The sequence below is a fragment of the Mycobacterium montefiorense genome (assembly GCF_003112775.1).
In the GTDB taxonomy this organism is placed as follows: Bacteria; Actinomycetota; Actinomycetes; order Mycobacteriales; family Mycobacteriaceae; genus Mycobacterium; species Mycobacterium montefiorense.
This window is the reverse complement of the sequence record NZ_BFCH01000001.1, coordinates 163607-184552: the sequence shown is the minus strand read 5'-3', so window position 1 is coordinate 184552 and position 20946 is coordinate 163607. Positions and strand designations below refer to the sequence as shown.

Genomic DNA, 20946 nt, shown 5'->3' with positions numbered 1-20946 from the left:
CCTGCCAAGGTGGCCCAACCGGAATCCGGCGGATGTGGGACAGTGGAAGAATGAAGCGCGGCCCGGAATTGGGGTTCGACGACGGCGGCCGGCCGGTGCTCATCACCGCCGCCGAACCTTCGTACGAAGAGCAGCATCGCGCCCGGGTGCGTAAATACCTGACGCTGATGGCCTTCCGGATTCCCGCACTGTTGCTGGCCGCCTTCGCCTACGGCGCCTGGCACAACGGCCTGATTTCACTGGCCATCGTTGCGGCTTCCATCCCGCTGCCCTGGATGGCCGTACTGATCGCCAACGATCGGCCACCCCGCCGCCGCGACGAGCCCCGGCGGTTCGACGATGCCGCTCGGCGCACGCCGTTGTTCCCGACGGCCGAGCGGCCGGCACTCGAGGCGCGGCGGCAGCCACCGCCGGGTTCTCCGGGCGACGAGTACGACCCCAGTTCCGAGTACAACCGGGGTCACGGGTACGACGCCAGTTCCAGCTGACTGGCCACTGAACGCACTTCTCAGGACATTCTCAGGTCGTCGGCACATTTCTGCACGTCAAAGCGTGTGAGATGACGGCGGGGCGGGAACTCTCAGAGCTGATATGTCGTTAAACACCATGACAGCTACAAAGCCAATCGGGAGGCCGCCATGGCGAATGCCATCACAGGCAGGTTCGACACCAGCGATCTAGATGCTCAGAGCCCTGCTGCGGATCTCGTGCGCGTATATCTGAACGGCATCGGGAAGACGGCGCTGCTGACCGCCGCGGACGAAGTCGAACTCGCGAAGCGCATCGAGGCCGGGTTATATGCCGAGCATCTGCTCGCGACGCGGAAGCGTCTCGGCGAGAACCGCAAACGCGATCTGGCGGCCATCTCGCGTGATGGTCAGGCGGCGCGCCGTCACCTGCTGGAAGCGAACCTGCGTCTGGTGGTGTCGTTGGCCAAGCGCTACACCGGCCGCGGGATGCCGTTGCTCGACCTGATCCAGGAGGGCAACCTCGGGCTGATCCGCGCGATGGAGAAGTTCGATTACACAAAGGGATTCAAGTTCTCGACATATGCCACGTGGTGGATCCGTCAGGCCATCACCCGCGGTATGGCCGACCAGAGCCGCACCATCCGGCTGCCCGTTCACCTCGTCGAGCAGGTCAACAAGCTGGCGCGGATCAAGCGCGAAATGCACCAGAACCTCGGCCGTGAGGCCACCGACGACGAACTGGCCGCCGAGTCCGGAATCCCGGTCGAGAAGATCAATGACCTGCTCGAGCACAGCCGCGACCCGGTAAGCCTGGACATGCCGGTCGGCTCCGAGGAAGAAGCCCCGCTGGGCGATTTCATCGAGGACGCCGAAGCGATGTCCGCGGAGAACGCGGTGATCGCCGAGCTGCTGCACACCGACATCCGCAGCGTGCTCGCCACCCTCGACGAGCGGGAGCACCAGGTAATCCGGTTGCGCTTCGGTCTGGACGACGGCCAGCCGCGAACGCTGGATCAGATCGGCAAGCTGTTCGGCCTGTCCCGCGAGCGGGTTCGTCAGATCGAGCGCGACGTGATGGCCAAGCTCCGTAACGGAGAACGCGCCGATCGGCTGCGCTCGTACGCCAGTTAAGCCGGCACCCGGCCCAGTTGCAGGACAGTATGCCCGCCGCAAACTCGCGGCGGGCATACTGCTTGCCTAGGGAGCGTTAGACCCATTTCGGCAGCTGGCCAAGTAGACTCGGCGTCAATGGAGGGTACTGGATGAACGACCTGGTTGATACCACCGAGATGTACCTGCGAACCATCTACGACCTGGAGGAAGAGGGCGTTACGCCGCTGCGCGCCAGGATCGCCGAACGGCTCGACCAGAGTGGGCCGACCGTCAGCCAGACCGTCAGCAGGATGGAGCGCGACGGATTGCTCCACGTCGCCGGTGATCGGCACCTGGAGCTCACTGACAAGGGCAGGGCCCTGGCCATCGCGGTGATGCGCAAGCACCGCCTCGCCGAACGACTACTCGTCGACGTCATCGGCCTGCCGTGGGAAGAAGTGCACGCCGAGGCATGTCGGTGGGAACACGTGATGAGCGAGGATGTCGAGCGCCGGCTGGTGAAGGTGCTCGACAACCCGACCACTTCCCCGTTCGGCAATCCGATTCCGGGTCTGCTGGACCTGGGTGTGGGTTCGAATTCCGGCGCCGAGGACGTCAACCTGGTCCGGCTGACCGAGTTGCCGGCGGGTTCTCCGGTCGCGGTCGTCGTCCGCCAGCTCACCGAGCACGTTCAGGGCGACATCGATCTGATCAGCCGGCTCAAGGACGCCGGCGTGGTGCCCAATGCGCGGGTCACGGTGGAGACCGGTCCCGTTGGGGTCACCATCCTGATACCCGGGCACGAGAACGTCACCCTGCCGCACGAGATGGCGCACGCGGTCAAGGTCGAGAAGGTCTGACTCCTCTACCCCGCACGGCGACCGAACACCCGCTGCGGCGGAAGCTGCACGCCGAGTCGCTTAGCCAGTCGATAGCCGGTCACCGCCAGGTCCCGAATCTGCTCCGGTCGCAGACCGGATTGCAACGCCGTGTCCAGCATGCCCGCCATCCGGTGATCCGGATCGCAGCGCAACGCGGCCTCCAGCGACACCCCTGCCAACGGGCCGTCGCCGCGGACATAGGCGCTGAACGCGAGCAACACCAGCGCCTCGACGCGCCACGGCGCAGGCAGGATGCGCGCCAGCGACGCCCACAGCGCCTCGGCTTCCCCGGCCTTCTCGCCGACCGCCAGGGCGTACAACGTGTCGCGCACCGCCACGTCATTCAGCGCGCAGCCCAGGGCGGCCAGCTCGGCGTTCGACAACGATCGCCCAGCACCGACGCGGCCGACCGCGGTCAGCGCGGCTTCCACATCACGCCGGCTACAGCCCGCTGGGTCCGTGCGATGCGCCTGCGCCCGGGTGGCCGCCTGCCGGGTAAGGACCCCGGCCAGTGCGGCACTTCGCGCCGGATCCTCAATGGCCACGACCGCTTGTAGGTCGGCGCGGCGCCCATAGAGCCGACGTCCTTCCAGCACCGCGGCGGCGGCCAGCGGCGATGCCGACGGATCGTCGACCGTCCCACTCGCGCCGCAGCCGTCCACGCAATGCCAGCGCCCGCCGCGGGCCACCCGATCCACGACATGCGCCGCCCACAGCTCAATGTTGTACTCCGCCAACATCTCTGCGAGCATCGCGCAGAGCTGCCGGTACTCGTCATTGCAGCGCGGACAGTCGGCGCCCTCGTCGTTGACGATCACGACGATCACCGCCTCGGGCTCGGCCGCGGCAGCAACCTCGACAAGGTGTCCGACCCGGTCGGCGAGCTCCTCGCAGAGGTCGACCCTCAGCACCGCTTCCAGCTCGCCACCGTCCAACGACACCAAGACCAATGAATTCTCCGGAACAAAGCCGAGAACGGCGGGTAGCGCGGCAACCAGCGCTCCCGGGCGGTTGAGTTCAAAATCGGGCGAATGCGGTGTCATGAGGCCTAACGCTGATGGCCGCCACCGTCAGAACGCGCTCGCGCAAGGCAATTGAGCTTTCGGTCTGTGGAGAAAGTCTCGACTGTGGGCTCTATCGTCTATCTCATGGGATCGATGCAGGAATACGACATGGTCGTGATCGGCTCGGGGCCCGGCGGACAGAAAGCCGCCATCGCCTCGGCCAAGCTCGGCAAATCGGTCGCGATCGTCGAACGCGGCCAAATGCTGGGCGGCGTCTGCGTCCAAACCGGCACCATCCCGTCAAAGACGTTGCGTGAGGCGGTGCTCTACCTCACCGGAATGAGCCAACGCGAACTCTACGGCGCGAGCTACCGCGTCAAGGAGAAGATCACCCCGGCCGACCTGCTGGCTCGCACTCAGCATGTGATCGGCAAGGAGGTCGACGTGGTGCGCAATCAGTTGATGCGCAACCGGATCGACCTGCTGATCGGCCACGCGCGGTTCATCGACGCGCACACGATCGAGGTCGAAGATCCCTCTCGGCGCGAAAAGCTAACCATCAGTGGCAAATACGTCGTGATCGCCACCGGTACCAGGCCGGCACGGCCGTCCGGCGTCGAGTTCGACGAAGACCGAGTGCTCGATTCCGACGGGATTCTCGACCTCAAGGCGCTGCCGGCCTCGATGGTGGTGGTCGGCGCCGGTGTGATCGGCATCGAATACGCGTCGATGTTCGCCGCGCTGGGCACCAAGGTGACCGTCGTGGAAAAGCGCGGCGACATGCTCGACTTCTGCGACCCCGAGGTCGTCGAGGCGCTGAAGTTCCATCTGCGCGACTTGGCGGTGACCTTCCGGTTCGGTGAGGAGGTGACCGCGGTCGACGTCGGTTCGGCCGGCACCACCACAACCCTGGCCAGTGGCAAGCAGATCCCCGCGGAAACGGTGATGTATTCCGCCGGGCGGCAGGGGCAGACCGACCACCTGGATCTGCACAACGCCGAGCTGGAATCCGACAACCGCGGCCGGATTTTCGTCGACGATAACTTCGCGACGAAGGTGCCCCACATCTACGCCGTCGGCGACGTCATCGGCTTCCCCGCATTGGCCGCAACCTCGATGGAACAGGGCCGCCTGGCCGCCTACCACGCGTTCGGGGAAGCGTGCGACGGCATCACCGACCTGCAGCCGATCGGCATCTACTCGATTCCCGAAATCTCCTACGTCGGTGCCACCGAGGTGGAGCTGACCAAGAACTCGATCCCCTACGAGGTGGGCATAGCTCGCTACCGGGAGCTGGCTCGCGGTCAGATCGCGGGTGATTCCTACGGCATGCTCAAGCTGCTGGTGTCCACCGACGACCTCAAAGTGCTCGGGGTGCACATCTTCGGCACCAGCGCGACCGAGATGGTCCATATCGGGCAGGCCGTGATGGGCTGCGGCGGCACCATCGAATATCTGGTCGACGCGGTGTTCAACTACCCGACGTTCTCCGAGGCCTACAAGGTCGCCGCACTCGACGTGATGAACAAAGTGCGCGCACTCAACGAGTTCCGCCGCTGACGGTTAGCAGGTGTCGTCGAAGTCGACCGGCACCGGATCGCCCGGCCCGCCGGCTTCGGCGCGGGCCAGCAGCGCGGCAGTGTGCTCATCGAACGGCGCGGAGTAGGACACGTTCTCGGCGCATCCGCCGCGCTCGAATCCACCGATCAGCCCGACGACGGTAGTGCCGCTGACCCACGGCGCGCCGCTGGTGCCGCCGACCAGTCCCTGGCATACCAGTGAGGGAAATCCGCCGTCGGTGACAGCGGTGTTGCCCTGACAGCCGATCGGCGAGCCACCCACACCGCTCGGATAGCCCACCACGGAGACACGACTGCTGGAAGGCGGAGCCGTGCCGAGGGTTAGCGCCAAGCCTTCACTCGACTCGACGGAACCGCCGTGCTCGCTGTTGACCCGGGCGATCGCGTAATCGGCGTGCGGATCTTTGCTGGCCACCCACCGCGGATCCAGGTAGACGCTGTCCGCCTTCCAAAGATCGGGTGGCACACCATCACCGGACAGACCGGGCACAAAGGTGATCTGAGCAGCTCCGGCCAGGCAGTGCGCGGCGGTCAGTACCAGGTTTCCGGCCGTGGAATGCAGCACCGAACCCGTGCACACGTGCTGGGTGCTGCCATCCAGAAAAATTGCTCCCACCCGCCTGTCCGGGTCCACCGGACCCGCAACCGCGCCTGGCTCGGGCTGGCTCACATGTTGGACGGGCCCACTCGTCTTCGTTGCCGGTGTCGTAGTAGTGGGCAACGACACATGCAGCACCGGACGGTCGCACGACGCCAGCAACGTCGCGAGGCCGACAATCGGGCAGAGCAGCAGCATCGGGACGCGCATCGGGTCCCATCATGCCCGACCACAGGGCCGGAAGCGGAATTCGACGCATCGCGCTGCGACACCTAGATTTGCTGGCAGATCCGGTGCCACCGGAATTGTTCCTTCTGGATTACGTTCTTGCGTCATGCTGTTTCCATTTCTAATGCCCGTTGATTCGGGGGACACTGGCTAGGGCACCCTGGAAGGACCCCGAGAGGAGGCAAAACTCGATGTCCGACGAGCACCAAGACGACGATCTCTATTACCAGCCAGGGCAACCCGGCATGTACGAGCTGGAGTTCCCCGCGCCCCAGTTGGTGACATCGGACGGCCGCGGACCGGTGTTGGTGCACGCTTTGGAGGGTTTCTCGGACGCCGGCCATGCGATTCGGCTGGCCGCGACCCACCTGAAGGCCGCTCTGGACACCGAGCTGGTCGCGTCGTTCGCGATCGACGAATTGCTGGACTACCGCTCGCGGCGGCCGCTGATGACCTTCAAGACCGATCACTTCACCAACTATGACGACCCGGAGCTGAGCCTGTACGCGCTGCGCGACAGCGTCGGCACCCCATTTCTGTTGTTGGCGGGCATGGAGCCGGATCTCAAGTGGGAGAGATTCATCACCGCGGTCCGTCTGCTGGCCGAGCGGCTGGGGGTACGCCAAACCATCGGCCTGGGCACCGTTCCGATGGCTGTTCCGCACACCCGGCCCATCACGCTGACGGCGCACTCCACCAACCGCGACCTGATCAGCGACTTCCAGCCGTGGATTGCGGAGATCCAGGTCCCCGGCAGTGCGTCAAACCTGCTGGAATACCGGATGGGTGAGCACGGGCATGAGGTGGTCGGTTTCACCGTCCACGTGCCGCACTACCTGACGCAGACCGACTACCCCGCCGCCGCCCAGGCGCTGCTCGAGCAGGTCGCCAAAACCGGGTCGCTGGACCTGCCGCTGTCGGCGCTGACCGAGGCTGCGGCAGAGATCCGTGGCAAGATCGACGAGCAGGTGGAAGCCAGTGCCGAAGTAGCCCAAGTGGTGGCTGCACTCGAGCGCCAGTACGATGCGTTCATCGACGCTCAGGAAAACAGGTCATTACTAACACGCGATGAAGACCTGCCTAGCGGCGACGAGCTTGGGGCCGAGTTCGAGCGGTTCCTAGCCCAGCAGGCGGAAAAGAAGCGCGACGGCGACGACCCGGCTTAAAACGCCTCAGCGGCGCGACGACAAGGGTGGCGAGATGACTGAGCGGAAGCGCAAGAGCAATCTTCGCCCGGTGCGCGAAGTAACTACCCCCTCGCTCGAGTTCCGCACCATCCACGGGTACAAGCGGGCCTACCGAATCGCCGGCTCCGGGCCGGCGATTCTGTTGATTCACGGCATCGGCGACAACTCCACGACGTGGAATACCGTGCAGGCCAAGCTCGCTCAGCGGTATACAGTGATCGCCCCCGATCTGCTCGGCCATGGGCAGTCCGACAAGCCGCGCGCCGACTACTCGGTCGCCGCATACGCCAACGGGATGCGCGACCTGCTCTCCGTGCTCGAAATCGAGCGCGTGACCATCGTCGGACATTCGCTCGGCGGTGGGGTGGCGATGCAATTCGCTTACCAGTTCCCACATCTGGTCGACCGGCTGATCCTGGTCTCCGCGGGCGGCGTCACCAAAGACGTCAACGTCGTATTCCGGTTGGCCTCGCTGCCGGTGGGCACCGAGGCGCTGGCGCTGCTGCGGCTGCCGCTGGTGCTGCCGGCAGTACAGCTGGCGGGCCGGCTCGCGGGCCTGGCGATCGGATCGACCGGCCTGGGCCGCGATCTGCCGAACGTGCTGCGGATTCTGGACGACCTACCCGAACCGACGGCCTCGTCGGCGTTCAGCAGGACGCTGCGGGCCGTAGTGGACTGGCGCGGCCAGATCGTCACGATGCTGGATCGATGTTATTTGACCGAGACCATCCCGGTGCAGATCGTATGGGGCACCAAGGATGCGGTGGTTCCCGTCCGGCACGCATGGATGGCCCACGCCGCGATGCCCGGCTCGCGCCTGGAGATCTTTGCCGGCTCCGGCCACTTTCCATTCCACGAAGACCCGGCACGCTTCATCGACGTCGTCCAGCGCTTCATCGACAGCACCGCCCCCGCCCAACACGATCAGGGCGCGCTTCGTGAGTTGCTGCGCACCGGCAGCGGCGAACGCACCGTCACGGGCCCGGCCGACACGCGCGTCGCGGTGCTCAACGCGATGGGTTCCGACGAGCGCAGCGCCACCTGACGACCCATCGGCGTTGACCCGCCCCGTACAGTCGGCCCATGGGGATCGATGTGACGGTGTTGCGTGTCTTCACCGACCGGGACGGAAAATTCGGCAATCCACTGGGCGTGGTCGACGCCAAACAGGTCGCTCTCGCCGATCGCCAGGCGCTGGCAGCCCAATTAGGTTACAGCGAAACGGTATTCGTCGATCTTCCGGCCGGCGGCTCAACCACAGCGCAGGTCACCATTTACACTCCGCGCATCGAAATTCCGTTCGCCGGGCACCCGTCAGTGGGCGCGTCGTGGTGGCTGCGCGCCAACGGTACGCCGATCAACACGCTGCAGGTACCATCCGGCATTGTGCAGGTGCACTACGCGGGTGATCTGGTGGGCATCAGCGCCCGCTCGGACTGGGCTCCCGTGTTCGCAGTGCACGAATTCGATTCCGTCGAGCAGCTTCTCACGGCCGACCCAGACGATTTTCCCGACGACACCGCGCACTACCTGTGGGCCTGGATCGATGAGCCCGCCGGGGCGCTGCGTTCCCGGATGTTCGCGGCAAATCTCGGTGTACCCGAAGACGAAGCGACCGGCTCGGCAGCGATGCGGATTACCGACCATCTTAGCCGCGACCTGAGCATCACCCAGGGCAGAGGATCGATGCTGGAAACTGTCTGGAGTCCCGAGGGCTGGGTTCGGGTGGCTGGCCGCGTCGTCAACGACGGTGTGACACAACTGGACTGAAGGATACTCGGCCAGCCGAGGCTGCTGGGAATTCAGGACTTCCGCTGCAACTCCGCGGCAAGATGATGCTGCATGGGTTGCCCGACCGCACCCATTTGTACCGAGTACGTAAGCTGGTCGCCGTCGAGGCGGATGGAACGACCAAGCGCGGAAACCTCTTTGGCGGTCGGCGTCAAACCGATCGACGTGGTGGCCAGCTCGATTTCGATGACATCGCCGGTCGACCGGTAGGAGCCGACCTCGATTTCGGTGACCCCGCTGGGGTGAGCCAGAACTAGCTCGACGTGGCCGGGTTCGGGCACCCGAAGATAGCCGGTCTCGGCGTGCAGCGGTTTGCCGTCGGCCACCGCTTTGGTCTTCTGCGCGTAGGCCAGAAACGGTTTGCCCACATGGGAAAACACAACTTCTTCGAGATACTCGAAGGGCTGGATCGTCGGATATTCGCCCGCACCGCGACCAGCCCAGGTGCCGAGCAGCGGCGCGAGCGCCTCGAGATCCGGATGCAGGTCGCCAGGCATGAATTCAGCCTAGTCCGGTGCCGACCAGTACCGTTGCGCCCGAGTCACGCGGCGGACCATCAGGTGGGTGTCGATACCTTGCGGTGCTGGCGCAGCGCCTCGATCTCGCGTTCGAAATCGTCGGCCGAAGAGAAGGACCGGTAAACCGACGCGAAGCGCAGGTACGCCACCTCGTCCAGGTCACGCAACGGCCCCAGGATCGCCAGGCCGACCTCGTGACTGGGAATCTCGGGCGAGCCGGCGGCACGGACGGTGTCTTCCACCTGCTGCGCCAGCAGGTTCAGCGCGTCCTCGTCCACCTGACGGCCCTGGCACGCGCGGCGCACCCCTTTGACGACCTTTTCGCGACTGAACGGCTCGGTGACTCCGCTGCGCTTCACCACGGCCAGGACCGCGGTTTCTACCGTGGTGAACCGTCGCCCGCACTCCGGGCACGATCGGCGGCGCCGAATGGCTTGGCCTTCATCGGTTTCCCGCGAGTCAATTACCCGGGAATCGGGATGGCGGCAGAACGGACAATGCATGACCGCTCCTTCGCGGGGCCGGCATCTCGCAGAACACTCCGAGCGTACCCGTGCGCTCCCCCGCCGAGCCAATGTAGCCGCGACACGGGTGCTGGTAGCGGTGCGAGGACTGAGCGGCGTTGGCGTAGAGCGGTTTTCGTACGGCGTCGCCGCGCCGTCAGCCGATCGGCGCGATCAGGGTCTGGCCGGCGGCCAGTGACGGCGAGTTCAGGTTGTTGAGTTCGCGAATGCGGTCGGCAACCTGGCGCGCCGGCGCTTCGGGCGCTACCCGGTGTGCGACGTCTTGAAGGGACTCGCCCGGCTCGACCTGCACGACGGACAGCCTGTCCGGTACGGGAGCGGCGGCGGAGTCACCGTTGGCGATCTGACCGAGATTCGCGACCAGACCCAGCCAGAGCGTGATGATCCCGGCCATCAGGGCCAGCCCCAGAGTCGTCCCCAGTGTGGCCGGACGGCGGCGATGCGGCGCGGCCGACACCGCTACCCCGGTACCGCGGTAGCGCATTGGCGCGCCGGCCGGCCGCGACTGCACGGGCCGGCGCGACCGCAGCGCGCGTTCCTGGTCGTAGCGAGGCCGCGCAACCAGCCCATCGCTCGGGCGCCGCACGTTGTTGGTCCGCGGTGAGACTGTGTGCATGAGCGTCATGTGCGTTCCTCCAGTCAACTAATCCTCGCTCGTGTGTTCGACACTATCGCTCGTGTGTTCGAAATACGAACATTTGAGCGAAGCGTGTCGCACGAGCAAAACGCTAGACCACGCCACCGACAACCTCCGTCGGTCGCTATCACTGCCATCACGCACAAATACCCGGTCTTTTCGAGAGTTACACCATTGTGATTCGCAAAGTTGCGCGGATCACTGTTTCAGGAGACACGAAGGGGCGACACGCGAGTCGAACACATGTTTGATTCCTGGCTTCCAGGGGGTTACATTCAGTGCCATGAGCGACAGCAACGACACCTCAGCCACCGGCCCCGAAGGCCGGTTGCATTCCGTGGATTCATCGCTTACCCAGCGGCAACGCACTATCTTGAACGTCATCCGTCAATCGGTGACCACCCGTGGATATCCGCCCAGCATCAGGGAGATCGGCGATGCCGTCGGGCTGACTTCGACGTCCTCGGTGGCTCACCAACTGCGCACTCTGGAACGCAAGGGATTCCTGCGCCGCGACCCGAACCGCCCCCGGGCCGTCGATGTTCGCGGCGCCGATGACCTCGTTGCGGCGGCGCCGGCCACCGAGGTCGCCGGATCCGACGCGTTGCCAGAGCCGACGTTCGTCCCCGTGCTCGGGCGCATCGCGGCCGGTGGACCGATCTTGGCCGAAGAAGCCGTCGAGGATGTCTTCCCGCTCCCCCGCGAATTGGTCGGCGAGGGCACCCTCTTTCTGCTCAAGGTGGTCGGCGACTCGATGATCGAAGCCGCGATCTGCGACGGCGACTGGGTCGTCGTGCGGCAACAGAATGTCGCCGACAACGGCGACATCGTCGCCGCCATGATCGACGGTGAGGCCACCGTCAAGACGTTCAAGCGCGCGGGGGGTCAAGTGTGGCTGATGCCGCACAACCCGGCGTTCGATCCCATCCCCGGCAATGACGCGACCGTGCTCGGCAAGGTCGTCACGGTGATCCGCAAGGTCTAGTGCCGCAAAAGTTCGCTATCTAGTCGGCCTTGATGAAGCCGTTGACCAGCGCGGCTTCCTCGCTGGACAAGAACACTTCGGCGAGCGTGTCGTGATAGAGGTCGCTATCCGGGGTGTAATACAGGCCGAAGCGGGTGCTCGCCTTGATCGGATAACCGTCGGGAATCAGATACGGGTCATCCAGAGGCAGGTGGATCGTCGGACGTCCGGCCGGGCCTAGTGCCCCGAGGGCGGCTGCCGACTCGAAGTCTGACTCGCCGTCAGCGTCCGCGGCGGCGTGCCGTCCGCCACGCGATGCAGCGCCTACCGCGGCGGCGAGGCCGGCCGCGACATCACCCGCAGCGGCAGCACCGGGCGTGGCGCCGCTTGCGGCGGCAAGATCCGGCGGCGTATGCGGCACGGCCACATCGGGATAGGCCGCCTCCTCATCGTCGGCACCCGGATAGCCCGCCTCCGCATACGGGGTGTCTTCCTCGGCGGCGTCAGGGTAGGCGGCTTCCGGAACGCTCGCATCGGTGTATTCAGTGTCCGGATCGGCGCGCTCCGACACTTCGACATCATCCAGGTAGCCGGCTTGGAGTACCTCATCGCCATAGCCGGCCTCGGTGAGATCGTCCGCCGACACCACGTGGATGGAATCGGTGTCGACCGTGTCGGGATCCTGGTCGTCGACCCCTAACTGATCCCACTCTTCCTCGGATACGGATTCGTCGGCGTAACCGGCCGCGGCATCTTCGTCCAGTTCGACCGTTTCGGGTGAATGCGGCCACCTGACTCGCGGGGCGTCGTCGTCGTGGTGCTCCGGTGAGTGCACGTCGCCATAGGACAAGTGCTCGGTCGTGGCATCGGCGTAATCGGGCCCCCAGCGCGGCTCACCCGAGTCGTCGTAGCCACCGACGTCGACGTCGCGATCGAGGTTGTAGGGCGCGGCATTGCGCTCGGCGCGATGCCGGTGCCACCGCAACGCCACGAACACCGCCAGCAGCACCAGAACCAGCAGCGGGACCAGGGCGAACAGGTACCACCAGCTCCAGGTGAACCACTTGTTGGTGTGCTGCGGCATTGCCGAACCACTCGGCTGGTTTTGTCCCGACACCTGCAGGCCCGACAACAGCGGAGCCAGGTTCGCCGGGTCGGTGGAGAAGGTGTTCTTCGCGCGGTTCCACGAGATCTTGCCGCCGGTGAACTTCTGCGAGATCACGTCGCCGTCGACGGTCTGATCGCCGACCGGGGCACCCAGCTTGCCGGTGGGACCGCGCAGCTTGTCCCAGGCCGCCTTCATCGCTCCGCGCACGACGAAGGCACCGTGGTCAGAGCTCCAGAAAATCACCGGCTTGTCGGCTGCCGAGAACGTCGCGATCCGGCTGTTGGGGCTGACGCCGCCGTCGGACTCGTTGGCGATCGGGAAGCCCAGGTCGCTGCTGACCGGGCCACCCACCGACTCGTACTTCGCCAGAATGTCGCTTTCCAGGGCGTTCGCGCCGTTCGCCGGGCTGAAGAACACCTTGCCGCCGGCGAAGTTCTGGGCGATTCCGTCGCCGCCGATCGGATACTGGCCGCCCTGCTTGGCGCCCAGCGGGCCGTTCACACCGCCGGCCGCGCGCCAGGCCATGTTGATGGCCGCGGCTGGATCGATGGCTACCTGCAAGCCCTTCAGCTGGTCGGCCAATCCCGCTGGCTCAGTGTTGAATTCCTTGGTTTTGCGGTTCCAGGAAATCTGGCCGGCGCCGAACTTCTGCGAGGACACTTCGCCGTCGTAGGTCTCATCTCCGACCGGGGCGCCGAGAACGCCGCCCGAGCTACCGAGTTTGTCCCAGGCGGCGTTCAGCGCGCCGCGCACGACAAACGCGCCATGATCGGGCGTCCAGAAAATCACCGGCTTGTCGCTGGCCGAGAACGTCGCCACGCGGCTGTCGGGGCCCGCGAGTCCGGGAACCTCGTTGATGGTCGGAAATCCCAGATCGCTACCGGCCGGGCCGCCGAGCATGTCGTACTTTTCCAGGATCGGCCCGTACACGAATTTCGCACCGGTGGCCGTGGTGAAGAAGAACTTGCCGCCGTCGAAGTCGCACGCGAAGCCGTCGGCCACGGGATAGACGTCGCCCTTGCGGGGGCCTAGCGGTGAGGTGGGGCCGCCGGCCTTGTCCCACGCGGCCATGATGGCGGCTTCGGCGTCGCCGATCGGAGAAGCTGAGGCGGTAGGTGCCAGCAGCACGACGGCCAACGCTGTGGTCGCCACGCTGATCAGCGCCCGCCCGGCGAGCCTGCGCACTTGACCTCTCTTCCCGTTCACCAAGCCTCCCAGCCGACGGATATGCCCTCAAATATGGCCATGCCCGTGCCCTGCGGACCCTGCGAGCGGTTGGTACCCCGAACGCGGGTTACGAACCCCATCAGAGTTCGCATATCGCCGGGCTCGCATAACTTTGCTCTAGCGAACAAGAAATGCGAAGGCAATTCGCGAATATTACGAAAACGGATACCGCTCTGATGTCGAAATGATGCGGGACGACGATCGCGTCGCGACTCATCGTATGTTCGTACACGCCGTGGGCGGGTGATTACGCGCTCCACGAAGCCGAAACACATGCGCTGACCGTACGCGAAGCCATCAGTTCGCCGGCTATGCACTCGAGCAAAGAAGCAATTCATGGGCGGCAACCATTTTGCCGCACACCAGGGCAACCAGACGGTAAGCGCACTAGTTGTGCTTCGGCCGTGTCACCATCGGCGCGCGTTTCGAACGTCCGCCCACGATTCGTTGTTGCGTGGCAGCAGGATTGGTTCACCGCCGCCGACGCTAGCCGACGGGGTTGCGATCATGAGCGTCAAACGCCGAGGCCGCGCCCGATGATTTCCTTCATGATCTCGGTTGTGCCGCCGTAGATCGTCTGCACCCGGGCGTCGAGATAGGAACGCGCCACGGGGTATTCGCGCATGTAGCCGTAGCCGCCGTGCAGCTGCAGGCAACGGTCGATCAGGTGCACCTGCTTTTCGGTGGAGTACCACTTGGCCATTGCCGCTTGCTCGGCCGTCAGCTTCTTGTCCAGATGCAGCCGGAGGAACTCGTCGACCATGATGCGCACCACGGTGGCCTCGGTTGCCAGCTCGGCCAACACAAACCGGCTGTTCTGGAAACTGCCGATCGGCTTTCCAAAGGCTTTGCGCTCCTTGGTGTATTGCAGCGTCTGATCAAGCACCTGCTGCATCGCCGCGGCCGCCATGACGGCGATCGAGATCCGTTCCTGCGGCAGGTTCTGCATCAGGTAGATGAAGCCCTTGCCCTCATCCCCCAGCAGGTTTTCGGCCGGAACCTTGACGTCGGTGAACGACAACTCCGCCGTGTCCTGCGCTTCCAGTCCGATCTTGTCCAGATGTCGGCCCCGCTCAAAGCCTTCCATGCCGCGTTCGACGACGAGCAGCGAAAAGCCCTGCGAGCCCTTCTCGGGATCGGTCTGGGCCACCACGATCACCAGGTCGGAGTTGATTCCGTTGGTGATGAACGTCTTTGCGCCGTTGAGCACATAGTGATCGCCCTGCTTGACCGCACGAGTCTTGATGCCCTGCAAGTCACTGCCGGTGCCCGGCTCGGTCATGGCGATCGCGGTGATCAGTTCCCCGGTGCAGAACTTTGGCAACCAGCGTTGCTTCTGCTCTTCGTTAGCCAACTCCAGCAAATACGGCGCGACGATGTCGTTGTGCAGTCCAAAGCCGATCCCGCTATAACGCCCGGCGGTGGTTTCCTCGGTGATGATCGTGTTGTACCGAAAGTCGGCATTGCCGCCGCCGCCATACTCTTCGGGCACCGCCATGCCGAGGAATCCCTGCTTGCCGGCTTCAAGCCAGACGCCACGATCGACGATTTTCGCCTTCTCCCACTCGTCGTGGTACGGCGCGACATGGCGCTCGAGAAAGGCCCGGTAGGACTCGCGGAACAATTCATGCTCGGGTTCGAACAGTGTGCGTTGGTACCTGATTGCGCTGCTCATGGATAACCTCCGGCCAACGGGAACTCTGTCGCCCAACATATACCAACCAGACGGTTGGTCGGCAGCTGACCCGGCGGCCGACCTGACGGCACCTCGCGGCGGCTAGCAGACCTCGTCAACCACGGTGGCTAGTCCGTGGCGAATTGCCGCAGGCTCGCGGCCAGCGCCTCGGGAACCCGAGCCTTGATCCGGGTGCCGTCGGGCTTGTGCTCGGCTTGCTGGACCCGGCCGTCGGCGTGCACACGCGCCACCAAGTCGCCGCGGTCGTAGGGAATCACCACGTCGACGGCGGTATCGGTGGGAGCAGCGAGCTCGTCCATCCGCCGGCGCAACGCGTCGATCCCGTCGCCGGTGCGCGCGGAGACGAACACGGCACCGGGCAGCCCATGCCGAAGCTTGGCCAGCATCAGATCGCTTGCGGCGTCGATCTTATTCACCACCAGCAGCTCTGCAGGCGGGTCACCGTGGTGGTCGGAGACCACTTCGGAGACCACCTGGCGCACCGCGTTGATCTGGGCGACCGGGTTGACGTCGGAACCGTCCACGACGTGCACCAGCAGATCGGCGTCGACGACCTCCTCCAGCGTCGAGCGGAATGCCTCGACCAGCTGGGTGGGCAGGTGGCGGACAAAACCGACGGTGTCAGTGAGCACGAACGGCCGGCCATCATCGAACTCGGCGCGACGGGTGGTGGGTTCCAGGGTGGCGAACAGCGCGTCCTGCACCAGCACCCCGGCCCCGGTCAGCGCATTGAGCAGGCTGGACTTGCCGGCGTTGGTGTAGCCGACGATCGCGATGGACGGCAGGTCGCTGTGCACCCGGCGACTGCGCTGGGTGTCGCGCGCCTGCTTCATGTCCTTGATCTCGCGGCGCAGCTTGGACATCCGCTCGCGGATGCGGCGCCGGTCGGTTTCGATCTTGGTCTCACCGGGACCACGCAGGCCCACCCCGCCGCCGCTGCCGCCGGCGCGGCCACCGGCCTGCCGGGACATCGACTCACCCCAGCCGCGCAACCGCGGCAGCATGTACTCCATCTGGGCCAGCGATACCTGCGCCTTGCCCTCCCGGCTGGTGGCGTGCTGGGCGAAGATGTCCAGGATCAGCGCCGTGCGGTCGATGACCTTGACCTTGACGGCCTTCTCCAGCGCGGTCAGCTGCGCCGGCGACAACTCGCCGTCGCAGATGACCGTGTCGGCGCCGGTAGCCAGGACCACTTCGCGCAACTCCTGCGCCTTGCCCGAGCCGATGTAGGTCGACGGGTCGGGCTTGTCGCGGCGCTGGATCAGGCCTTCGAGCACCTGCGAGCCGGCGGTCTCGGCCAGGGCTGCCAGCTCGGCAAGGCTCGCCTGGTTGTCGGCCGCGCTGCCCTCGGTCCACACCCCCACCAGCACAACGCGTTCCAGACGCAGCTGCCGGTATTCAACCTCGGAGATGTCAGCGAGTTCGGTCGACAGCCCGGCCACCCGGCGCAGCGCCGATCGATCTTCAAGGGCTAGCTCGCCGACGCTGGGCTCGGCAACGGGACGGCCGCCTGGCTGATCGCGGTACGGAGTTTCAGGGTGTGTCATAGGCAATTAGCAATAGTGCACGCCAAATCCAGCGCGTGCATCCGAATTATTGGGCGTGCCACCAATCCTCGCTCACTTCGCCATGTGCCACCAGCACCGACGGCCCGCGCAGGTAACTAGTGGCATCGGTGACGGTGACGACGACGTCGCCGCCGGGTATGCGGACGGTCAGCGTGCCGGTGTCGGCCCCGGCATCGGCGAGCGCGGCCACCGCGGCCGCGACCGTTCCGGTTCCGCACGAGCGGGTTTCGCCCACCCCCCGCTCGTGGACCCGCATCCGCACCACGCCGTCGGTGGCCGCGGTGAGCACTTCGACGTTCACACCTTCGGGGAACTGCGCGCGGTCAAAGTGCACCGGCGCACCGACATCCAGCGCGGCAAGCTCGTCATCGCTCAGCGCTGCGTCCAGGCATGCCAGGTGCGGATTACCGACGTCGACCGCCAGCCCGCGCAAACGCCTGCCGTCGACTATTGCCTCCCCCGTACCCAGCCGGTTGGCCTTGCCCATGTCGACGGTGATGTCGGCGTTGGTGGCGTCGGCGTGGTGCAGGGTGACCATCCGCGCCCCCGCCAGCGATCCGACGATGAACTCGTCGCGGGATTCCAGGCCGCTGGCGCGTAGGTAGTGCGCGAACACCCGCACACCATTGCCACACATCTGCGCGGTGGACCCGTCGGCGTTGCGATAGTCCATGTACCAATCGTTCGCGCCGACACCGTCGGGCAGCCGGTCGAGCACGCCGACCGCCAGGGCGGCACCAGCGGTGGTCGCCCGCAGCACTCCGTCGGCACCCAATCCGCGGCGCCGGTCGCAGAGCGCAGCCACCCTCGGCGCCGTGAGCGGCAGGGCGGCGTCGACGTCGGGCAACAGCACGAAGTCGTTCTGGGTGCCGTGGCCCTTAGCAAAGATCACCTGTTCAGGGTACGTGTCGCCACGCTCGCAAGGTGTCCACGACGATCCGGGCGCGGTCGGCATCCGTCGCGGCGCCCACGTCGACCCAGTGCACCCGGTGGTCGCGCCGAAACCACGACCGTTGCCGGCGCACGTAGCGCCGGGTACCGAAGTACGTCTGCTCCTGCGCGTCCTGCAAAGCTTGCGGGCCGTCGGCGTCGAAAGCGGCAATCAGCTGCGCGTAGCCGAGCGCGCGCGACGCGGTGACGCCGTCGCGCAGGCCGTCGCGCAGCAGTGCACGGACCTCGCCGACCAGGCCGTGCTCGAACATGTTGTCGGTGCGGCGGGCCAATCTCTGGTCAAGAATTGTTGTGTCACAGTCCAGTCCGACAATGGCGGTGCCCCAGCGTGGAACACCGATGCGGGGCGCGGACGCGGCGAACGGCTGGCCGGTGAGCTCGACAACCTCGAGCGCGCGCACCGTGCGCCGGCCGTCGGTGGGCAGGATCGCGGCGGCAGCGGCCGGGTCCCGGCGGGCCAGCTCGGCGTGCAGCTCGCCCACCCCCACCTCGGCGAGGCGCTGCTCCCAGCGCGCGCGCACCACGGGATCGGTCGCGGGAAACGACCAGTCGTCGAGCAGCGATTGGACATAGAGCATCGACCCGCCGACGATGACCGGCACCGCGCCGCGGGCCGCGATCGCCTCGATATCCGCGGCGGCGGCCCGCTGATAGCGGGCAACGGTCGCGGTCTGCGTGACGTGCAGGACGTCGAGCTGATGATGCGGGATGCCACGGCGCGCTTCGACGGGCAGCTTGGCGGTCCCGATGTCCATGCCGCGGTAGAACTGCATGGCGTCGGCGTTGACGATTTCCGCGCCCACCTCGCCGCTGAGTTGCTCGACGACGTCGAGGGCCAGCTGCGACTTACCGGTGCCGGTGGGCCCGATAATCGCCAGCGGTCTCATGGTTGCCAGGCTCCGGCGAAGTAGCCCACTCCGTAGGGCGCGCCGCGGTACAGCTCCTTGGCCGCACGCGGGCCCGGCTCGGTCAATCCCGCCAGAACCTGGAATGCGACGCGGCCGAGGATCGGCTCCGGCAGCCGGGTCAGGGCGGCGGTGTCGCCGTTCGCCAGTGCGTCGTCGAGGGCCCGCTGCGCATCGATATTGCCGGGGTCATAACCGCCGGGCGCGCGTGGTGTCAGCGTGTTCGCGCCGTCGGCGACGACCAGCACACCGATCGGATCGGGCGCTTGGTCGATCTCCACGCGCAGCTGTCTACCCAGACCAAGCGCGGTGTCGACGTCATGATCGCCGCGATAGACCCGTACCTGCGCGCTGGCCTCGGGCCGGGCCTGGCCGCGCAGCCAGCCGGCGATCAACGCGCAAAGCGGGAAGTCGGCCACCGGCTCGGAGTCCTGGGGCGAGAGCCGGACCCGCACGTCGGCGCCGTAACCCGCAAAGCTACCGATCCCGCTGGGGCCCAGCACATCGTCGGCGCCGCCCGTTCCGATCGCGACCCACCGCGACGGCAGTAGGGCAGCCGCTGCCGAGACCGCGGTGGCCAGGTCGGCCACCTCGGCCGCCACTGCCCCGGTGAGCTCGGGAACGAGCAGCGGCGTGGCAGGAACGATCGCGATGGCGCTCAGCACGCCACCAAACTAACTGAAGGGCCGAAGTCTGCTAGGCCAACAGGCCAGTCGGTCCGCCCGGGACCCTCAGCCGCACTCCGCCTCGGCGAGCCGCATCTCCCCCGATTTCCGCAGGGCTTTTTTCGCCAGTTTCTCCGCCACCTTGCTCGACATGGTCGCGGCCTCGCCGCGGGCCAGCGCCACGGTCGCGACGACCACCACCACGATCCCCGCCGCGAGCACCAGCCTCGCCGGCCCGGTGCAGTCCAGGTACTCACCCAGCACCGCCATGCCCAGGATCGAACCGACCACCGGCTTGGCCACAACGGAAGTCGGTAGCGAAGCGGTTAGCGAACCGGCACGGAACGACGACTGCTGGAAGATCATGCCGGCAAGCGCGGCGGCGATCCAGGCGTAGAACTCGGGCGCGGCCAGCAGCGCACCGACGCCTTCTCCGACGACCTCGACGACGGCTTTGGTCAGCACCGCAAACAACGCCAACGACGAACCGGCGACGATCGCCAGCAGCACCGCGGCCACCGAGCCGGACCAGATCCGCGCACCCAGTACGCAGAACACCAGCGCCGGGCCCATCACGAGAGCGACCACCATCCAAGTTCCGACCGTCCCGCGCGACGCTCCGGGATCCGGATCCCCGACGATGACCACCACCGCCAGGGCGGCGGCCAGGAGCAGTGCCCAAGTCCATTCCCAGCGGGTGACCGAGCGCCGGGTCATCCGCGCGTAGATCGGCAACGCAAACAGCAGAGCGGTGACCTGCAACGCCGTCACCATGATCACGGAGCCCAGCGTCAGCGCAGCGGCCTGTAGCGCGTAGTTGCCGATGGCACCGCCCGCCCCCAGCCACCACTTGGTGTCGCGCAGCGACATCCGGAAGAGCTCGAGGTGGCCTACCGGTTTGTCGGTGATCTCCTGCGCTGAACGCTGACGGACAACGTTGCCCAGTGCCGACGCGAACGCGGCGAGCAGGGCGAGGACAACGGCGATGTCCGTTTTCGTCATCTGCGACCTCCTCCCCGGTGTCGCGGCCCAAGGGCCAGTATCTGCGGCGGGTATTCGCTACCCGTTTCAAAACCGTTTCCGTTGCGTGCGCGACACGCGCTGCTTTCCGAAGAAACGGTCCTGCGCAATACGTAGTTCACGAACCTATGTACAACCTATGACACGGCTGTGGCTGGATGCTGACGCTCGATAGGACCGAAGAACGCCCCCAATGGTGTCACAGCCGGACACCCGGCCGCCGCCCCGGCTTGCTCTGTGACAGCCATCGTCGCGACTATTTCGCGGGACGAAACCGCCGTCGCAACGACCTCCCCTCCGCCATCCTGACGTGCCCCCTCTAGCCCCACAAG

General features: G+C 66.1%; 20 protein-coding genes. 8 read left to right on the top strand and 12 right to left on the bottom strand.

The genetic code is table 11. The annotated features are described in order from the left end of the window. Window positions 1-32: 32 nt before the first annotated feature. From DB708_RS00880 to DB708_RS00870, 3 genes are all read left to right on the top strand, one after another. Window positions 33-488, top strand: coding sequence for a DUF3099 domain-containing protein (locus DB708_RS00880; RefSeq protein WP_235616567.1), 456 nt, complete (start codon window positions 33-35; stop codon window positions 486-488). Between the two features lie 150 nt (window positions 489-638). Further along, on the top strand, window positions 639-1601 hold the full coding sequence (sigB, locus tag DB708_RS00875; protein ID WP_108920061.1) for a sigma-70 family RNA polymerase sigma factor SigB: 963 nt from the start codon (window positions 639-641) through the stop codon (window positions 1599-1601). A 131-nt stretch (window positions 1602-1732) separates the two neighbouring features. Continuing rightward, a complete protein-coding gene (locus tag DB708_RS00870; RefSeq protein ID WP_108920060.1) occupies window positions 1733-2422 on the top strand; it encodes a metal-dependent transcriptional regulator in 690 nt (229 codons plus the stop codon). A gap of 5 nt (window positions 2423-2427) precedes the next feature. On the opposite strand, the gene DB708_RS00865 is transcribed toward DB708_RS00870, so the two are convergent. Beyond that, entirely contained in the window at window positions 2428-3486 is a 1059-nt protein-coding gene (locus DB708_RS00865; RefSeq protein WP_108920059.1) for a DUF4192 domain-containing protein, read from the bottom strand. Window positions 3487-3600: 114 nt separating this feature from the next. On the opposite strand from DB708_RS00865, the gene sthA reads away from it, so the two are divergent. Next, window positions 3601-5007, top strand: a complete 1407-nt coding sequence (gene sthA, locus DB708_RS00860; protein ID WP_108920121.1) for a Si-specific NAD(P)(+) transhydrogenase — start codon at window positions 3601-3603, stop codon at window positions 5005-5007. A gap of 3 nt (window positions 5008-5010) precedes the next feature. Here the strand turns inward: sthA and DB708_RS00855 are convergent, their stop codons facing one another. After that, window positions 5011-5835 carry a trypsin-like serine peptidase gene (locus tag DB708_RS00855; RefSeq protein WP_108920058.1) on the bottom strand — a complete coding sequence of 275 codons (825 nt, stop codon included), beginning with the start codon at window positions 5833-5835 and terminating at the stop codon, window positions 5011-5013. A 209-nt stretch (window positions 5836-6044) separates the two neighbouring features. Here DB708_RS00855 and DB708_RS00850 point away from each other — a divergent pair, with 209 nt between their 5' ends. The 3 genes from DB708_RS00850 to DB708_RS00840 are packed head-to-tail and all read left to right on the top strand — an operon-like array spanning window position 6045 to window position 8810. Next, a complete protein-coding gene (locus tag DB708_RS00850; RefSeq protein WP_108920057.1) occupies window positions 6045-7019 on the top strand; it encodes a proteasome assembly chaperone family protein in 975 nt (324 codons plus the stop codon). A 34-nt stretch (window positions 7020-7053) separates the two neighbouring features. Beyond that, window positions 7054-8085, top strand: coding sequence for an alpha/beta fold hydrolase (locus DB708_RS00845; protein ID WP_108920056.1), 1032 nt, complete (start codon window positions 7054-7056; stop codon window positions 8083-8085). Window positions 8086-8123: 38 nt separating this feature from the next. Next, window positions 8124-8810 (top strand): PhzF family phenazine biosynthesis protein, encoded by a 687-nt coding sequence (locus tag DB708_RS00840; protein WP_108920055.1) that lies wholly within the window; start codon window positions 8124-8126, stop codon window positions 8808-8810. A gap of 32 nt (window positions 8811-8842) precedes the next feature. Here the strand turns inward: DB708_RS00840 and DB708_RS00835 are convergent, their stop codons facing one another. The 3 genes from DB708_RS00835 to DB708_RS00825 form a co-directional block, all read right to left on the bottom strand. Next, window positions 8843-9328: a peroxynitrite isomerase gene (locus tag DB708_RS00835; protein ID WP_108920054.1), complete on the bottom strand. Its 486-nt coding sequence runs from the start codon at window positions 9326-9328 to the stop codon at window positions 8843-8845. Window positions 9329-9387: 59 nt separating this feature from the next. Next, window positions 9388-9852 carry a transcriptional regulator NrdR gene (gene nrdR / locus DB708_RS00830; protein ID WP_108920053.1) on the bottom strand — a complete coding sequence of 155 codons (465 nt, stop codon included), beginning with the start codon at window positions 9850-9852 and terminating at the stop codon, window positions 9388-9390. A 157-nt stretch (window positions 9853-10009) separates the two neighbouring features. Then, the gene (locus DB708_RS00825; RefSeq protein ID WP_108920052.1) at window positions 10010-10498 is read right to left on the bottom strand and encodes a LysM peptidoglycan-binding domain-containing protein; all 489 of its coding nucleotides are present in this window, start codon (window positions 10496-10498) and stop codon (window positions 10010-10012) included. Window positions 10499-10793: 295 nt separating this feature from the next. Here DB708_RS00825 and lexA point away from each other — a divergent pair, with 295 nt between their 5' ends. Then, window positions 10794-11495 carry a transcriptional repressor LexA gene (gene lexA / locus DB708_RS00820; protein ID WP_108920051.1) on the top strand — a complete coding sequence of 234 codons (702 nt, stop codon included), beginning with the start codon at window positions 10794-10796 and terminating at the stop codon, window positions 11493-11495. Window positions 11496-11514: 19 nt separating this feature from the next. Here lexA and DB708_RS00815 read toward each other — a convergent pair whose 3' ends face one another. The 7 genes from DB708_RS00815 to DB708_RS00785 form a co-directional block, all read right to left on the bottom strand. After that, the gene (locus DB708_RS00815; protein WP_201263383.1) at window positions 11515-13788 is read right to left on the bottom strand and encodes an LGFP repeat-containing protein; all 2274 of its coding nucleotides are present in this window, start codon (window positions 13786-13788) and stop codon (window positions 11515-11517) included. 535 nt (window positions 13789-14323) lie between these two features. Further along, the gene (locus tag DB708_RS00810; protein WP_108920049.1) at window positions 14324-15484 is read right to left on the bottom strand and encodes an acyl-CoA dehydrogenase family protein; all 1161 of its coding nucleotides are present in this window, start codon (window positions 15482-15484) and stop codon (window positions 14324-14326) included. Window positions 15485-15612: 128 nt separating this feature from the next. Next, entirely contained in the window at window positions 15613-17052 is a 1440-nt protein-coding gene (gene hflX, locus DB708_RS00805; protein ID WP_108920048.1) for a GTPase HflX, read from the bottom strand. Between the two features lie 46 nt (window positions 17053-17098). Next, window positions 17099-17965 carry a diaminopimelate epimerase gene (dapF, locus tag DB708_RS00800; RefSeq protein ID WP_108920120.1) on the bottom strand — a complete coding sequence of 289 codons (867 nt, stop codon included), beginning with the start codon at window positions 17963-17965 and terminating at the stop codon, window positions 17099-17101. Between the two features lie 4 nt (window positions 17966-17969). Then, window positions 17970-18911, bottom strand: a complete 942-nt coding sequence (miaA, locus tag DB708_RS00795; RefSeq protein WP_108920047.1) for a tRNA (adenosine(37)-N6)-dimethylallyltransferase MiaA — start codon at window positions 18909-18911, stop codon at window positions 17970-17972. Beyond that, window positions 18908-19594, bottom strand: a complete 687-nt coding sequence (locus DB708_RS00790; protein ID WP_108920046.1) for a class III extradiol ring-cleavage dioxygenase family protein — start codon at window positions 19592-19594, stop codon at window positions 18908-18910. Before DB708_RS00790 ends, miaA begins: the two co-directional genes overlap by 4 nt. A gap of 66 nt (window positions 19595-19660) precedes the next feature. Beyond that, window positions 19661-20596: a DMT family transporter gene (locus tag DB708_RS00785; protein ID WP_165839687.1), complete on the bottom strand. Its 936-nt coding sequence runs from the start codon at window positions 20594-20596 to the stop codon at window positions 19661-19663. Between the last annotated feature and the right edge of the window lie 350 nt (window positions 20597-20946).

Coding starts and splice junctions, on each gene's coding strand:
- DB708_RS00880 (WP_235616567.1), top strand. CDS start 33: ATGTGGGACAGTGGAAGAATGAAGCGCGGCCCGGAATTGGGGTTCGAC.
- sigB (WP_108920061.1), top strand. CDS start 639: ATGGCGAATGCCATCACAGGCAGGTTCGACACCAGCGATCTAGATGCT.
- DB708_RS00870 (WP_108920060.1), top strand. CDS start 1,733: ATGAACGACCTGGTTGATACCACCGAGATGTACCTGCGAACCATCTAC.
- DB708_RS00865 (WP_108920059.1), bottom strand. CDS start 3,486: ATGACACCGCATTCGCCCGATTTTGAACTCAACCGCCCGGGAGCGCTG.
- sthA (WP_108920121.1), top strand. CDS start 3,601: ATGCAGGAATACGACATGGTCGTGATCGGCTCGGGGCCCGGCGGACAG.
- DB708_RS00855 (WP_108920058.1), bottom strand. CDS start 5,835: ATGCGCGTCCCGATGCTGCTGCTCTGCCCGATTGTCGGCCTCGCGACG.
- DB708_RS00850 (WP_108920057.1), top strand. CDS start 6,045: ATGTCCGACGAGCACCAAGACGACGATCTCTATTACCAGCCAGGGCAA.
- DB708_RS00845 (WP_108920056.1), top strand. CDS start 7,054: ATGACTGAGCGGAAGCGCAAGAGCAATCTTCGCCCGGTGCGCGAAGTA.
- DB708_RS00840 (WP_108920055.1), top strand. CDS start 8,124: ATGGGGATCGATGTGACGGTGTTGCGTGTCTTCACCGACCGGGACGGA.
- DB708_RS00835 (WP_108920054.1), bottom strand. CDS start 9,328: ATGCCTGGCGACCTGCATCCGGATCTCGAGGCGCTCGCGCCGCTGCTC.
- nrdR (WP_108920053.1), bottom strand. CDS start 9,852: ATGCATTGTCCGTTCTGCCGCCATCCCGATTCCCGGGTAATTGACTCG.
- DB708_RS00825 (WP_108920052.1), bottom strand. CDS start 10,498: ATGACGCTCATGCACACAGTCTCACCGCGGACCAACAACGTGCGGCGC.
- lexA (WP_108920051.1), top strand. CDS start 10,794: ATGAGCGACAGCAACGACACCTCAGCCACCGGCCCCGAAGGCCGGTTG.
- DB708_RS00810 (WP_108920049.1), bottom strand. CDS start 15,484: ATGAGCAGCGCAATCAGGTACCAACGCACACTGTTCGAACCCGAGCAT.
- hflX (WP_108920048.1), bottom strand. CDS start 17,052: ATGACACACCCTGAAACTCCGTACCGCGATCAGCCAGGCGGCCGTCCC.
- miaA (WP_108920047.1), bottom strand. CDS start 18,911: ATGAGACCGCTGGCGATTATCGGGCCCACCGGCACCGGTAAGTCGCAG.
- DB708_RS00785 (WP_165839687.1), bottom strand. CDS start 20,596: ATGACGAAAACGGACATCGCCGTTGTCCTCGCCCTGCTCGCCGCGTTC.